The sequence below is a fragment of the Pseudomonas sp. SZ57 genome, assembly GCF_009495975.1.
Classification (GTDB): domain Bacteria; phylum Pseudomonadota; class Gammaproteobacteria; order Pseudomonadales; family Pseudomonadaceae; genus Aquipseudomonas; species Aquipseudomonas syringae.
This window is the reverse complement of record NZ_WIBD01000010.1, coordinates 126,252-139,589: the sequence shown is the minus strand read 5'-3', so window position 1 is coordinate 139,589 and position 13,338 is coordinate 126,252. Positions and strand designations below refer to the sequence as shown.

The window sequence follows — 13,338 nt, the reverse complement described above, 5'->3', positions numbered from 1 at the left end:
GGGCAGACAGGGAACATCATGCAGAAAACGATTTCCAAGCCCTACCTCCCGGATGAAACCCGTCAATCATGAAAAACACCCTGAAAAAAATGCTCCTCGCCGTGGCGTGTCTGGCGGCTGCTCCCGTGTTCGCTGCGTGTCAGATGACGCCAGTGGCGTACGACATGCCTTCGCAACGCCTGGACGAGGCCTTGCAGCAACTGGCCCATCGATCCGGCTGCCCGGTGAAGGTCGACCTGGGCGCGGACAGCAGCAGAAAGGTCAAGAAATTCAAGGGCACCTTCACCCCGGATCAGGCGTTGTGGCTGGTCTTGAAAAAAACCGGGCTGGAAGGTTATGTCGAAAATGACGGGCTCACGGTTGATCGTCGCGGCCAGGATTTTGTAAACCAGCGGGCAACAGAGCTACGCACGGCTATCGATAAGGCTGGCACACGGATGGAGGCCAGAAAGAAGAAGCGCTTCCTTCATCAACTGGACACCATCGAGTCCGGCGCGAAGAAGGTGGTCCTTGAACAGAGCTTTGTCAGCGCAGCCGAGATGGCGAGTTACAAGCGTGACTTCGACGAACTGTCGAGCCAGATACCGGCCAGCAAGTGATCCCGCGATAATTGCGCTAACATTTGCCCCTTTTGAGCGAAAGGCCGAACGCGCTGTGGATGACCGATGAAAAAAACCGCATTACTCCTGCTGGCACTGGCCCTGCCTGCGCTTGCTCATGGCGCGGGCGATGCGGAGGCCGGGAAAGCCGTGTTCACCCGCCTCTGCTCGGGCTGTCACAAGATCGGCCCCTCTGCACGCAGCGCATTTGGCCCGCCGCTCAACGGCATCATTGGTCGTCAGGCGGGGCAACAGGAAGGCTACGTGTACACCGACGCGATGAAGAATTCGGGGCTGGTCTGGACGCGTGAAGAGTTGCGCACGTATATCAAGGACCCAAGCGAAGTTGTCCCCGGCACACGCATGAAGCTGTGGTGGATGGGTAACGATGAGCGAATGGAAGATCTGCTGGAATACCTGGATGCCAACAAGTAGTACGAGGGGGTAAAGCGAGGTCCGGATATAAATCGCCCCCGGTACTCACCGAGGGCAATCTGTCAGTTACTTGTCCGGTGTGTAAGGCGGGTAATCATCCTTACTGCCGTTCTCGGTGGCGGGAGTTTTCGCAGGCTCGGTAGGGTCGATCTGCGGGTCTTTTGCGTTCGGCGACTTCTCGTCGAAACCCGGATCATTCTTGTGGTGTTTGCTGCTGCCTGGCTGGGTGCCGGTCATATGCGCCTCCGTTTTTAAATTCAGGACCTGATATTCAGAGAGCCTGTGGCCACAGCCGTGCGATGTGTCTGACGAACGGGCCTGGCAGAGGGATATGGCAGCGACAAAGAGCAAGTGGTAGCCTTGCGCCATGCTCGCGTCCAGTAGGGATAACCTCATGAAAAGGCTTTCAATAACGCTGTCGGTGTTCGCTTTGCTGGTCAGCGGCGCAGCGTACGGCGAGATCTTCAAATGCACATCACCCCAGGGCAAGGTGAGTTATGCATCGATCCCGTGTGATGAAAGCGCGCAAAGCGCACTGCAACGCAAAGGCCCGGCCTATATGCGGAACGCAGACGAGCCGCTGGACTACGTTCACAAGACCAACCTCAAGGCTATCGAATACCTGAAGGTCGGCGGTCGCACTCGCGTGCAGGTGATCGAGACCGAGCGCTACAAGGCTTTCCAGCGAAACCGCCCGCCTCCCCCGAACACTCCTTCGCAGTGCCAAAGCCCGCTTTACGACAGTCAGTGTTTCGATCCGTCGGGTGGAATGTCCTCGAAAAAACAGGCGGCGTTTCGGGACGCCGCTCGATAACTTACAGAGCGGTTTTTACATCGGCGCGCACTTCGCTGATCTGAATTTCAGGGATCAGGTCGGTGTAGTTGATGATATCGGCATTGATCTGCTTTGAATGCGGCCCCATGCCGGCTTCAAAGTCTTCAATGGAATCACAGTAAATGTGGCACATGCCGATATACACAGGGTCGGAGCCTGGCGTTGCTCCACCTATGCCGCGGTCCACGCTGTAGCCCTTGCAGTACTTGCCCATCAGTTCCTGTACCAGCGGCATGTGTTTGTCACGATAGTAATCGTGGTCGAAACGGGCACCCTCTTCATACGCATACAGCACGCTGATTTTGATCATAACGACAGGTTCCTGTTCAAGTGGTCGATAAATTCGTGCGGACAGCCGCTTGCAAGTGCTGACACCAAAGGCCACCTCCCTCACAATCACGCGGTCTTGCCAGACTACTCAAAGAGACAGCCTGGCTATCGAAACGTTTGAGGCAAAACCACATGAATACACTTGAGTGGAACGAGGCCGCGCTGGCGAAATACCTCGCGACCCATCCGACCCTGAAGGATGAAATCAGCGCCTTGAGCCCCAAGGAGCAACAGCAGCAGGTGCAATGGGCGTTCGAAGACGAGGCCGAGAGCCAGGGTATCGAGACCTGGGAGCTGGCCTTGGAGCTGATTGCCGAGTCGCCCGAACAGTTGCAGAGCATGCGCCTTGAAGCACACCGCCAGGTCGCCGAAGCGCTGGGGATGGAGTGGGAAGAATATTGCGGATTCAACGATATCCAGCCATGACGCGGCGCGCAGTCGGCGCTAAATCAGCCATTGATCGGCAGACCATTCAGTGACCCGGCAGTCAGCGCTTTACCTGTTCCTTAGGGATGAGTAACGTCTGCTCACTTCAATAAAGGAATCACGTCATGAGTGATCTGGTCTCGTACCATCTGGACGACGGTGTCGCCACGCTGACCCTGAACAACGGCAAGGTCAATGCCATTTCCCCGGACGTGATCGTTGCGTTCAACGCGGCGCTGGATCAGGCCGAAAAGGACCGGGCCATCGTTATTCTCACCGGCCAGCCGGGCATTCTGTCGGGCGGTTACGACCTCAAGGTCATGACCTCCAGCGCCGAGGCCGCGATCGAGCTGGTCGCACAAGGCTCGACGCTGGCGCGGCGCATGCTGTCGCACCCCTTCCCGATCATCGTCGCCTGCCCAGGCCACGCGGTTGCCAAGGGTGCCTTCCTGCTGCTGTCTGCCGATTATAGAATCGGTGTCGCCGGACCGTTCAGTATCGGCCTGAACGAGGTGCAGATCGGCATGACCATGCACCATGCCGGTATCGAACTGGCACGCGATCGGCTGCGCAAATCGGCGTTCAATCGCTCAGTGATCAACGCCGAGATGTTCGACCCTGAAGCGGCGATGGCCGCCGGTTTCCTCGACCGGGTGGTCAGCGTCGAGGAGCTGCAGAGCACCGCGCTGGCCGTCGCCGGGCAGTTGAAGAAGATCAATATGAGCGCGCACAAGAAGACCAAACTCAAGGTCAGAAAGGCCTTGCTCGACACGCTGGAGGCGGCGATCGAACAGGATCGGCAGCACATGCTCTGATCCTCAACCAAAGCCCGTGTCAACGGGCTTTCGTTTATCGGCGAACTCATACGCGTTTGATCAATCTGATCAGCGACCGCGCATGTTTTTGCGCCACTGACAAATTGAAGAAGCGATAGCGCCATGGGCCGAGTTGTTGCAGCAGCGGTGTACAGCAAGGGCAAAAAAGTCCGTGATATTACCCTCGATGAGGGCGCTGCCTGGGCAGCCAAGCCCGATCATTTCGTCTGGATAGGACTGGAACAGCCCACCAACGCGGAGCTGACCAGCCTCAAGGAGCAGTTCAACCTGCATGAGCTGGCCCTTGAAGACGCGCTGGAGGTGCATAGCCGTCCGAAGCTGGAAACCTTTGGCGATGCACTGTTCATCGTGACTTACGCCCCCGTGCGCGACAACGGCAAGCTGCTGTTCATCGAAACCCATATCTTCGCCGGCAAGGGTTACATCATCACCTCGCGCAACGGTCACTCCAAGTCCTACGGGCTGGTGCGTCAGCGCTGCGAAGCCAGACCACTGCTGCTGGAGCATGGCGAAGACTTCGTGCTCTACGCGCTTCTGGACTTCGTGACCGAGAACTATCAGCCGGTGACCGAAGCCATCCACGCCGAGCTCGAGCAACTGGAGCAGAGCGTCATTGGTGGTTCGTTGCGCGAGTCCGACATCCAGCACATTCATGCTCTGCGCCGCGATCTGTTACGCATGCGCCGCTACGTGGCACCGATGGTGGAAGTGGGTGAGGAATTGCAGAGACTGAGTTTTCCTTTCATCGACAAGAACATGCGTCCCTACTTTCGCGACGTCGAAATTCACGTCAAGCGGCAGATGGAAGACCTGGGCAACCTGTGTGACATCGCCAGCCAGACAATCGAAATCGGCCTGCTGCTGGAGTCGTCGAGGCAAAGCATCGTGCAACGCAAGTTTGCCGGATGGGCCGCGATTCTGGCATTCCCGACGGCCATTGCCGGCATCTACGGGATGAATTTCGAGAACATGCCTGAACTCAAGTGGGAATACGGCTACTTCATCGTGCTGGGCGTCATTCTGGGCGGGTGTACGGCGCTGTTCGCCAGCTTCAAGCGCTCCGGCTGGCTATAACCCCGCCACCGCATTCCCATTCAAACAGTCCCCCGAGCGCATGACGATGAGTCATGCGTCGGGTCAGACGGACTGTTTTTCCGGCTTGTGCGCCACAAAGCGCATCATCCATTCCGCCACCGTCGCACCATGATGGTCGTGGTCGAGGCTGGCGACACCCTGCTGGTAAATCTGCTCGCCCAGCGCTTCCTGACGAAGGTCAAGCAGGGTGCGGGAAAAGTCATGGATGAACTCGGGATGCCCCTGGAAACACAGCACCTGATCATTGATATGGTAGGCCGCAAACGGGCAGAACTCGCTGGACGCAAGCACCGTCGCGTTCTCGGGCAGCGCGGTGACCTGATCCTGATGGCTGATCAGCAGCGTGAGCGTGTCCATCGCTGGCGTCATCCACGGCCTGGCGGGGGCCAGTTGATAATGGTGAATGCCGACGCCCCACCCCTGCACCGCACGCTCGGTCCTGCCGCCCAGCAGCAAGGCCAGTAACTGGTGACCGAAGCAGATGCCCAGCAGTTTTTCGCCGCGCTGATACAGCTCCAGCAGGTAGGCCTTCAAGGTCTGAATCCACGGGTCGGTGCCAAATGAGTCGGCCTTGCTGCCGGTGACCAGGTAAGCATCGAACTGCTCGTCTGCAGGTGGATAGTCCCCTTGCACCACGTTGTAAACCGTAAGCTCTGCGGCGATGGGCTGGCGAGCGAAGAGTAATTCGAACATCCGCCCATACCCATGATATTGCTCGACCAGTTCAGGCCGCAGATTGTCGGTTTCCAGAATACAGATGCGTAAAGACATAAAAGGGACCCTGAAGCAGTAATGAGGCAATAGCCCACCGGCAGAGCCTGCCTTGAAGACCTCGGCAAATCAAGCTGCACCCCCGCCCGTTTCAGACGTTTATTCCATGTAGGAAAATTCTGTCCCGGACGAACGGTGCAAAGCTGACGGCCAATGCCGAAGCGTCTAGAAAAGGGCTGTGCATTCAGCGCCGCACCCGGTAATAACGTTCGCTTCTAGATAATCACAGTTAGATTCCCAACAGTTCTAAGCTGAACGGCACCTCGGCTCTATGGTTATATCTGTAACAGGAGGCGCGCAAAATCCTTTCAGCGCTCGGGCCAGCGGTCGAATGACCGGACCCACCTGTTCAATGCACAACCTTGCCAGCAGTCGATTATCTGTCTTGCAGATCGGGCCTGCTTCTGTCGCTCAGGAATAACAACAAAAGGCGGTCAGCCATGTTCAAGTACAAACACTCCAAGGTACGTCAGGCGGGATTGATCCTCTTCACCACTGCGCTGTTATTGATCGTGCCTAACCTGAATCGATTGTTTGGCTGATCCACGCGCTTTCGATCAACGTTCAACTGTGCCACTCTTTCCCTTCGCACTTAGGGAGATTGAATGTATGCGCCAATGGATTGCTGTTTGTGCACTTGTCAGCAGTTTCGCAGCACACGCGGGCATGGTCGATCAGGCTGCGGCCGTGGCAGCGCTGAAGGAAGGCAAGCTGGCGATGGATGTGCGTAGTCAGACCGACTATGACGCAGGCACGGTACTGAACGCCGTCCGCGTCGATGACCGACGGCTGGTCAATCAGATGAAGCAGGTGCTCAACGACCGCAATGCGGTGTTCGTGATTTTCAGCAGCACGGACAGCAAGGCCGACAAGGCTCAGGACCAGCTCAGGGCTGCGGGCTACTTCAGCGTCATCAATGGCGGCAACTATGAAGAGCTGCACAACGCACTCTACGACATCACCGACGACCCCGCCGAATAAGCAATGGCCGGGCAGTTGAGCCCGGCCATTTCATGATACGCAGACCCGCTAGGGTTTACTGATGCTGCGTCTGGACCTGCACGCGGGTTTTCACTTTCGGCGTGCCGGTCATGGGCGACACCACGACCTTGGCGTGCATATGCTCGGATCCGCCGCCGCGCCGCATGCCGCGCACCGGACAGGCGTCCAGATAGTCCAGGCCTACCGCCAGTTTCAAATGACGCTCGGGGATGGCCAGCTGATTGGTGACATCGAAACTGTACCAGGCGTCGTCTATCCAGGCCTCGGCCCAGGCGTGGCTGGACAGGTGTTCGCTGTCTTCGCTGCACAGATAACCGGAGACATAACGAGCCGGCACCCCAAGGCTGCGGGCACAGGCCAGAAACGCGTGGGTATGGTCCTGACACACGCCCGAGCGCCCAGCGAAAGCCTGCGCGGCACTGGTGTCCACTTCGGTTGCGCCCTGGGTGTAGGTCATGTGCTGGTTGAGCGCCTGCATCAGGTCGATCAACCCCGTGCGGTCAGCGCGCTTGCGGCACTCCATGGCCGCAAAACTGCGAATCGCCTCGTCAGGCTCGGTCAGTCGGGTCACACGCAAGAACGGCAATGCCGACTGGCTTTCGTGCTCGGCCTCGCGGGTCTCGTCGATTTCCACCTGCCCGCGCGCGCCGATGATGATCGATTCGTGCGGCTCTTCCAGGCTCAGAACATGCAAGATATTGCCAAAGGGGTCGATCTGCGCACGCACCGGACGTGGCAACGTCAGCTGCCAGCTGAGCACTTGCTGACGCTCACTGTCGTGAGGTGTCAGGCGCAGATACTGGATACTCGAGCGCACCTGGTCATCGTAGTGATAGGTGGTCTCATGGCTTATCGAAAGTCTCATGCAGCCTCCAGATACGAAGTGTGAATGGCATCACCCAGTTGAGCCAGCATCGGAATGAATTCGTTCAACCACTCGTGCAGGCCTTCAGCCAGAATCTCGTCGATGCTGGTGTAGCGTAATCTGGCGTCCATCTCGGCCGCCATGCGCTGTGCGGGTCGACCGTTGACGCCGGGCAGGCTGGCCAGAATGACGTCCATCTCCTCCAGGCACGCGCGCAGCGAGCGCGGAATGTCGGCACGCAGCAGCAACAGTTCGGCAACCTGACGCGCGCCTGGCGCATCCCGATAGACTTCAGTGTAAGCCTCGAACGAGGACAGTGCGCGCAGCAAGGCGCTCCACTGGTAATACCCGGCCGCCGAGTTGTCTGCCGCAGCGTTGGCCTGTGGCCCACGCAATTCAAGCATTTCATAACGGGCATCGAGCATGCGCATGGTGTTGTCGGCGCGCTCGATGAACGTGCCCAGACGGATGAAGCGGAACGCATCGTTACGCATGATGGTGCCATAGGTCGCGCCACGGAACAGGTGCGAACGCTCCTTGACCCACTCGCAGAAACGGCTCATGCCGTAGCGGGTCAGGCCCTGCTGGGCGATGCCGCGAATCTCCAGCCAGGTGGAGTTGATGTTCTCCCACATGTCTGCGGTGATACGCCCGCGCACCGCGTGCGCACTGGCCCTCGCTGCGCCCAGGCAGCTGTAGATGCTGGCCGGGTTGGTCGCGTCCAGGGCAAAGAAGTGCAGCATACGTTCGGCGTGCAGCTCGCCATGACGCTCGATATAGGTTTCCAGCGTTCCGGTGATCAGCAACGGCATGGCTATTTCATCCAGCCCGTCGCCCCGCCCGTCCTGCGGCATCAGCGACAGCGAATAGCTCACGTCCAGCATGCGGGCGAGGTTCTCCGCTCGCTCCAGGTAACGCGACATCCAGAAAAGATCAGAGGCAGTTCTACTTAACATTGGCAGGCATCCTTAATCCTCGACCACCCAGGTGTCTTTGGTTCCGCCACCCTGTGACGAATTGACCACCAGTGAACCTTCACGCAAGGCCACTCGGGTAAGCCCGCCAGGCACAACGCGGGTTTCACGACCGGACAGAACAAACGGGCGCAAATCGATATGTCGCGGGGCGATGCCGTTCTCGACAAAGGTCGGGCAGGTCGACAGGCACAAGGTGGGTTGGGCGATGTACGCATGCGGCTTGGCCTTGAGGCGTGCCCGGAAGGCTTCGATCTCGGCAGCGGTCGCTGCGGGGCCGACCAGCATGCCGTAGCCACCGGAGCCCTGGGTTTCCTTGACGACCAGATCGCCGAGGTTGGCCAGCACATGGGACAGCTCTTCCGGCTTGCGGCACTGCCAGGTCGGCACGTTCTTGAGAATCGGCTCTTCGTCCAGATAGAAACGAATCATGTCGGTGACATAGGGGTAAACCGACTTGTCATCCGCGACGCCGGTACCGATGGCATTGGCCAGCACCACGTTGCCGGATCGATAGGCAGACAGCAGCCCAGGGACGCCCAGCATCGAATCAGGGTTGAAGGCCAGCGGATCGAGGAATGCGTCATCGAGACGACGATAGATCACGTCAACGGCTTTCGGGCCGTCGGTGGTGCGCATGAACACGCGATCATCGCGGACAAACAGATCGGCACCTTCCACCAGTTCAACGCCCATCTCGCGAGCCAGAAACGCATGCTCGAAAAAGGCGCTGTTGAAGCGGCCAGGCGTCAGCACCACGACACTCGGGTTGTCCAGATGGCTGGAACTCTTGAGCGTGTCGAGCAACAGATTCGGGTAGTGGTCGATCGGCGCAATGCGCTGCGCGGAAAACAGCTCCGGAAACAGGCGCATCATCATCTTGCGGTCTTCGAGCATGTAGCTCACGCCGCTCGGGGTGCGCAGATTGTCTTCCAGCACGTAATAGGTGCCGTCACCGTCGCGCACCAGATCGACGCCGGAAATATGCGAGTACAGATCGCGGTGCAGATTCAGGCCCTGCATTGCCAACTGGTACTGCTCGTTGGCCAGCACCTGTTCGGCGGGAATTATCCCGGCCTTGATAATCCGCTGGTCGTGATACAGATCAGCCAGAAACATGTTCAGCGCCTTGACGCGCTGAATGCAGCCACGCTCGACAACCCGCCATTCGCTGGCCGGGATGCTGCGCGGGATGGTATCGAAAGGGATAAGCCGCTCGGTGCCCTGCTCATCACCATAGAGTGTGAACGTGATCCCGGCACGGTGAAACAGCAGATCGGCTTCGCGCCTGCGTTGAGCCAAAAGCTCGGGAGGCGTATCACCCAGCCAGCGGGCGAACTCCCGATAGTGCGGACGGACTACGCCGCCCGCATCGTACATCTCGTCATAAAAGGTGCGGATCATGCCGTACTCCTTGTCACCATGGACACCAAGACCATCGCAAAGCCCGTGCCACCGGCATAAACGCTTTGATTTCAAAAGGTTAGGTAAACACTCGACGCTCTACGCACCATTCCTGTGCACTAAACGCCCAAGCCAATTCTTTCACGCCTCATTCGGAAGCGTCATTCAACCGTGAAATCTATGATCAGCATAGTCAGAGTTGATTTCCGCCAACGACATTAGTTCGCCACACTCCACAGCAACCGAGCAAACAGGGCACCAAAAGCCGTTTTTGCCGCCACCGATATTTTGTCCAGCACGCCAAAAATGCCTGCGGATTTTAAACAGACTTCCCTTTGCGCCACTCGTTTGAGTGGCTTTTTTTTGACCACTGTTCGTGAACGGGGAGCGAAAACAGAACCGGCCGATCCGGAACGTATCCCGAATCAGCCGGTGGTGTGTTGCCTGACAATCCGCAGCCATCAAGCGTGCAGTCTTCTGATCTCCTGAGTAACGCCCCATCCCTCGACTTCGCCGTCCATCGGTGAAATGACCGTCTGGAAATCCTGCTCGAAGTCACCAATGCCGTCATAGGTCGCATACATGACCTTGCTCAATTGCAGATGCCAATGGCCGTCATCACGTACGTTTACCTGAGTGTTGAGGGATTCGCCGCGAAATTGCTCTGCGGCCTGCCGTGCCCGTTCCTCGTCCGGGAAGATGGCGTAGAACTCGATGGGATAGATTCGCGCGAAGTCAAAACCGCCTTCTTTCATGCGGCGCAGTACGTTACTGCTGATGTCCTCTTGATAGGCTGTGCTCATGAAACGTCCTCCTATGCAACGATAGATAGAGTTTCAACTCTTCCAGAGCGACCACCGAGGCTTCGGCGGGCGCCTCACGACAGATAATCCGACGCGGGGAATCAAGCATGTAGCTGACCGGACCTGGCTTGGCGCCGGTCGGGTATCGAGATGTCAGAGGCTGCCTGAACAGCCTCATCTGCAGAGTAGCCCCATCGTGGGCCGGATGCCAAGTGGTTGCCACGAAAAGGTTTTTGATCAGCGCAGATCAGGCGACTTCTGTAATGGAAATGATCTGCACACTGTTATGGTCCTTGAGCGTCTTCACGGTAGGATCATCAGTACGCCCATCAAGATCATTCAGATTCAGCTCGTCAGTGACTGGATAGAGATCCTTGCGCAGTAGACGTGCAACTTGCTCATCACTGGGACGCTCATCAAAACCAGCCTCGCGGCGCTGCTGCACACCATCCTTGTCCAGATACACAATGGCCCACTGTTTCATCAATGCCTCCCATACGAAGCCAGGCACTCTGGCTTATGTGATCTGGACCTTTTGGCCCGTGTATTCGTTCAACCGATTACGCCGCAGGGCCAGGCATTTCGGGCAAAAAAAAGACCCTCGCAGTCAATGCCGAGGGCCCTTGTCGCTTGACTGATCCGACTCGCCGGTCGCCCGGACGAGTCAGTATTCATCAGTTGCGGTTCTTGCTGGCTTCTACACCTGCCGTGTTATCCAGAAGGCTCTTGGTGGCCGTCTGCAGGAAGCTTTCCAGCTTGCGCTTGAGCTCCTGCGTGTCAGGCGCATCAGGCACTTCTTCGGCATGCGGCTTGGCGCCAAGGGTGTAGGTCAACAACTTGGCAGGCATCTCGGTCGGTTCGATCAGGATGCGGTTGCCGCTGATGATAGCGACCACCTGCTCACTGCCCGACGGCTTGATCACACCGAAGCCCTTGTCACCCTCAGGCAGGTTCAGCAGATCGCGGCCCCAGCACTGGTTGCGGTTCAGGCCACCCAGACGTCCCATGATGGTCGGCACGACGTCGACCTGCGTACCCACGATGCTGCTGCGCTGGCCGAACTTCTCCTGCACACCAGGGCCGATCAGCAGCAGAGGCACGTTGAAACGGCCCAGGTCCATTTCGGTCAGTTGCTTGTCGTTGCCGAAACCATGGTCGCCCAGCACCACGAACAGCGTGTTCTTGTAGTAAGGCTCTTTTTTGGCCTTCTCGAAGAACTGGCCCAACGCCCAGTCGGCATAACGCATGGCGGTCAGATGCTCGTCCAGCGAGCCGTGTCCGGTGACGCGCTCGACCGGCAAAGGATCCGGCAGCGCATACGGCGTGTGGTTGGACAGGGTCTGCAGCAAGGCATAGAACGGCTTGCCGTCCTGACGGGCCTTGAGCTCCTGTGCGCCACGGTCGAACATGTCCTGGTCGGAAACGCCCCAGGTCGGATCGGAGAACACCGGGTTGACGAAGTCTTCACGGCCGACGAAGTTGGTCATGCCCTGGTTGCTGAAGAAACCCGACTGGTTGTCCCAGGCAAAGTTGCCGTTATAGACGTAGACATCGTCATAGTTGCGACCTGTACTCAGCAATTGCGGAAGACCCGACAGCTTGTGGCTGCCTTCCGGCGTCTGCATCAGGTACTCGAAGCCCGGCAGGTTCGGGAAGCACGCCATGGTGGCGAACATGCCCTGATGGGTGTGGGTACCGTTGGAGAAAAAGTGATCGAACAACAGGCCTTCCTTGGACAACTTGTCGAAGTACGGCGTGATGTTGGCATCGTTGCCCAGGGCGCCCACCGAGTGACCGGCGAAGCTTTCCATCAGGATCACGACCACGTTGCGGATCGGCAAGGTGTTCTCTGCCGGTGGCGTGAAGTCACGACGCACAGCGGCAATATCCGGCTCGACCAGCTTGTCGTTCGGCGTCAGCAGCATGTCGCGCACGGTCTGCTGGGCCTCGTCCTGTGGCAGCGTGGCCTTCCAGATGTTGTCGCGATCTTCGGACATACGGCTCTTGGCCGCAGTGATCAGCGTCAGTGTGCCGTTCAGGCCCAACTGGTTGGCGAAGTTGGAGTCAGTGGTGTAAGCGTCACCCCAGCGCAGCGGCGGGCCCTGGCGCAGAGTGCCACGGATGCAGACCACCATGACCAGCAACACCAGCACGAACACACCGGCGCGCACATACCAAGGCGCAACGGAACGAGTGGCCTCCGGGCTGGTTTTTGCCGCGACACGTGGACGGGTTGCACGGTCAATGCCCTTGAACACCAGACTCAGCAGCCAGGTCACCACGGCCCATGCCAGCAGGTAACGGACCACCGGGAAACCGTACCAGAGCATGCTCAGAACAGTCTTCGGGTCTTCCTTGACGTATTGAAACACCAGGCCGTTCAGGCGCTGGTGAAACTCACGGTAGAAGTCCATTTCCATCAGGCCGAAGAACAGCGTGATGCTGCCGACCAGCGTCAGCCAGAAACGGAAGAACCCGCGTGCCGCCATGGCGCGGGCACTGAACAGCGACAGCACCAGCGGAATGAGCAGGTACACGGTCAGGCGCAGGTCGAAGCGCGTGCCGTTGAACAGTGCTTCAAGGAACGTCGAGGCAGGCGTGTCGCCAATCATCTCGCGGTTGTAGACCAGCAGACCGATACGCAACAGCGTGTACATCACCATCAGGGCGAAGCCGCTGAGCAGGATGTAAGCCAGATGCGATTTGACAGTGGGATTTTGCAGGCGGGCTTGCCGATGAATCTGGGCGTCCGTTTTGGCCATGGTTGTCAGGATCCGGTGGATTCAGGGGTAGGTTCAGAGTGCAGAGCCGCCCTCCTCTTGAGGGAGACGGCGCGCGACAGGGCGCAGATATTACTTGATTGCGGGTCGCCAGGGGCCAGGTCAGCCCATGAAGACGCGTGCCTGTTCAGCTTCGCGCGCAATTTTGTGACAGATCGTGTGAAATTTCTGTCGCGAATTAAG

16 protein-coding genes are annotated in these 13,338 nt (G+C 58.3%); 7 read left to right on the top strand and 9 right to left on the bottom strand.

The window, feature by feature from the left end:
- The first annotated feature begins 68 nt into the window (after window positions 1–68).
- Both GE543_RS12990 and GE543_RS12985 read left to right on the top strand, forming a co-directional pair.
- Window positions 69–599: a hypothetical protein gene (locus GE543_RS12990; protein ID WP_153221599.1), complete on the top strand. Its 531-nt coding sequence runs from the start codon at window positions 69–71 to the stop codon at window positions 597–599.
- A 66-nt stretch (window positions 600–665) separates the two neighbouring features.
- On the top strand, window positions 666–1,034 hold the full coding sequence (locus GE543_RS12985) for a cytochrome c family protein (protein WP_153221598.1): 369 nt from the start codon (window positions 666–668) through the stop codon (window positions 1,032–1,034).
- 66 nt (window positions 1,035–1,100) lie between these two features.
- Here GE543_RS12985 and GE543_RS12980 read toward each other — a convergent pair whose 3' ends face one another.
- Entirely contained in the window at window positions 1,101–1,271 is a 171-nt protein-coding gene (locus tag GE543_RS12980) for a DUF6021 family protein (RefSeq protein WP_032702768.1), read from the bottom strand.
- 157 nt (window positions 1,272–1,428) lie between these two features.
- On the opposite strand from GE543_RS12980, the gene GE543_RS12975 reads away from it, so the two are divergent.
- Window positions 1,429–1,848: a DUF4124 domain-containing protein gene (locus GE543_RS12975; RefSeq protein ID WP_153221597.1), complete on the top strand. Its 420-nt coding sequence runs from the start codon at window positions 1,429–1,431 to the stop codon at window positions 1,846–1,848.
- Between the two features lies 1 nt (window position 1,849).
- Here the strand turns inward: GE543_RS12975 and GE543_RS12970 are convergent, their stop codons facing one another.
- Window positions 1,850–2,179, bottom strand: a complete 330-nt coding sequence (locus GE543_RS12970; RefSeq protein ID WP_046270239.1) for an EthD family reductase — start codon at window positions 2,177–2,179, stop codon at window positions 1,850–1,852.
- A 152-nt stretch (window positions 2,180–2,331) separates the two neighbouring features.
- On the opposite strand from GE543_RS12970, the gene GE543_RS12965 reads away from it, so the two are divergent.
- The 3 genes from GE543_RS12965 (at window position 2,332) to GE543_RS12955 (ending at window position 4,535) form a co-directional block, all read left to right on the top strand.
- On the top strand, window positions 2,332–2,625 hold the full coding sequence (locus GE543_RS12965; protein WP_003315106.1) for a DUF6388 family protein: 294 nt from the start codon (window positions 2,332–2,334) through the stop codon (window positions 2,623–2,625).
- A gap of 125 nt (window positions 2,626–2,750) precedes the next feature.
- The gene (locus GE543_RS12960) at window positions 2,751–3,440 is read left to right on the top strand and encodes a crotonase/enoyl-CoA hydratase family protein (RefSeq protein ID WP_004410220.1); all 690 of its coding nucleotides are present in this window, start codon (window positions 2,751–2,753) and stop codon (window positions 3,438–3,440) included.
- Between the two features lie 123 nt (window positions 3,441–3,563).
- On the top strand, window positions 3,564–4,535 hold the full coding sequence (locus GE543_RS12955; protein WP_003343166.1) for a magnesium and cobalt transport protein CorA: 972 nt from the start codon (window positions 3,564–3,566) through the stop codon (window positions 4,533–4,535).
- Window positions 4,536–4,598: 63 nt separating this feature from the next.
- Here the strand turns inward: GE543_RS12955 and GE543_RS12950 are convergent, their stop codons facing one another.
- Window positions 4,599–5,327 carry an amidotransferase gene (locus GE543_RS12950; protein WP_004410218.1) on the bottom strand — a complete coding sequence of 243 codons (729 nt, stop codon included), beginning with the start codon at window positions 5,325–5,327 and terminating at the stop codon, window positions 4,599–4,601.
- Window positions 5,328–5,936: 609 nt separating this feature from the next.
- Here GE543_RS12950 and GE543_RS12945 point away from each other — a divergent pair.
- Window positions 5,937–6,308, top strand: a complete 372-nt coding sequence (locus GE543_RS12945) for a rhodanese-like domain-containing protein (RefSeq protein WP_003415870.1) — start codon at window positions 5,937–5,939, stop codon at window positions 6,306–6,308.
- A 55-nt stretch (window positions 6,309–6,363) separates the two neighbouring features.
- Here GE543_RS12945 and GE543_RS12940 read toward each other — a convergent pair whose 3' ends face one another.
- From GE543_RS12940 to GE543_RS12910, 6 genes are all read right to left on the bottom strand, one after another.
- Window positions 6,364–7,194 carry a transglutaminase family protein gene (locus tag GE543_RS12940; protein WP_153221596.1) on the bottom strand — a complete coding sequence of 277 codons (831 nt, stop codon included), beginning with the start codon at window positions 7,192–7,194 and terminating at the stop codon, window positions 6,364–6,366.
- Window positions 7,191–8,150 (bottom strand): alpha-E domain-containing protein, encoded by a 960-nt coding sequence (locus tag GE543_RS12935; RefSeq protein ID WP_003415868.1) that lies wholly within the window; start codon window positions 8,148–8,150, stop codon window positions 7,191–7,193. The genes GE543_RS12940 and GE543_RS12935 overlap by 4 nt, the downstream gene beginning before the upstream one ends.
- A 12-nt stretch (window positions 8,151–8,162) precedes the next feature.
- Entirely contained in the window at window positions 8,163–9,572 is a 1,410-nt protein-coding gene (locus GE543_RS12930) for a circularly permuted type 2 ATP-grasp protein (protein ID WP_003371557.1), read from the bottom strand.
- A 461-nt stretch (window positions 9,573–10,033) separates the two neighbouring features.
- Entirely contained in the window at window positions 10,034–10,375 is a 342-nt protein-coding gene (locus GE543_RS12920) for a ribonuclease E inhibitor RraB (protein WP_003315117.1), read from the bottom strand.
- A gap of 247 nt (window positions 10,376–10,622) precedes the next feature.
- Entirely contained in the window at window positions 10,623–10,859 is a 237-nt protein-coding gene (locus tag GE543_RS12915) for a hypothetical protein (protein WP_003343152.1), read from the bottom strand.
- Window positions 10,860–11,049: 190 nt separating this feature from the next.
- Entirely contained in the window at window positions 11,050–13,137 is a 2,088-nt protein-coding gene (locus GE543_RS12910; protein WP_153221595.1) for an LTA synthase family protein, read from the bottom strand.
- Window positions 13,138–13,338: the final 201 nt, after the last annotated feature.

What these genes read in the sequence shown, in the direction of transcription:
- GE543_RS12990 (WP_153221599.1), top strand. Translation starts at nt 69, where the DNA reads ATGAAAAACACCCTGAAAAAAATGCTCCTCGCCGTGGCGTGTCTGGCG.
- GE543_RS12985 (WP_153221598.1), top strand. Translation starts at nt 666, where the DNA reads ATGAAAAAAACCGCATTACTCCTGCTGGCACTGGCCCTGCCTGCGCTT.
- GE543_RS12980 (WP_032702768.1), bottom strand. Translation starts at nt 1,271, where the DNA reads ATGACCGGCACCCAGCCAGGCAGCAGCAAACACCACAAGAATGATCCG.
- GE543_RS12975 (WP_153221597.1), top strand. Translation starts at nt 1,429, where the DNA reads ATGAAAAGGCTTTCAATAACGCTGTCGGTGTTCGCTTTGCTGGTCAGC.
- GE543_RS12970 (WP_046270239.1), bottom strand. Translation starts at nt 2,179, where the DNA reads ATGATCAAAATCAGCGTGCTGTATGCGTATGAAGAGGGTGCCCGTTTC.
- GE543_RS12965 (WP_003315106.1), top strand. Translation starts at nt 2,332, where the DNA reads ATGAATACACTTGAGTGGAACGAGGCCGCGCTGGCGAAATACCTCGCG.
- GE543_RS12960 (WP_004410220.1), top strand. Translation starts at nt 2,751, where the DNA reads ATGAGTGATCTGGTCTCGTACCATCTGGACGACGGTGTCGCCACGCTG.
- GE543_RS12955 (WP_003343166.1), top strand. Translation starts at nt 3,564, where the DNA reads ATGGGCCGAGTTGTTGCAGCAGCGGTGTACAGCAAGGGCAAAAAAGTC.
- GE543_RS12950 (WP_004410218.1), bottom strand. Translation starts at nt 5,327, where the DNA reads ATGTCTTTACGCATCTGTATTCTGGAAACCGACAATCTGCGGCCTGAA.
- GE543_RS12945 (WP_003415870.1), top strand. Translation starts at nt 5,937, where the DNA reads ATGCGCCAATGGATTGCTGTTTGTGCACTTGTCAGCAGTTTCGCAGCA.
- GE543_RS12940 (WP_153221596.1), bottom strand. Translation starts at nt 7,194, where the DNA reads ATGAGACTTTCGATAAGCCATGAGACCACCTATCACTACGATGACCAG.
- GE543_RS12935 (WP_003415868.1), bottom strand. Translation starts at nt 8,150, where the DNA reads ATGTTAAGTAGAACTGCCTCTGATCTTTTCTGGATGTCGCGTTACCTG.
- GE543_RS12930 (WP_003371557.1), bottom strand. Translation starts at nt 9,572, where the DNA reads ATGATCCGCACCTTTTATGACGAGATGTACGATGCGGGCGGCGTAGTC.
- GE543_RS12920 (WP_003315117.1), bottom strand. Translation starts at nt 10,375, where the DNA reads ATGAGCACAGCCTATCAAGAGGACATCAGCAGTAACGTACTGCGCCGC.
- GE543_RS12915 (WP_003343152.1), bottom strand. Translation starts at nt 10,859, where the DNA reads ATGAAACAGTGGGCCATTGTGTATCTGGACAAGGATGGTGTGCAGCAG.
- GE543_RS12910 (WP_153221595.1), bottom strand. Translation starts at nt 13,137, where the DNA reads ATGGCCAAAACGGACGCCCAGATTCATCGGCAAGCCCGCCTGCAAAAT.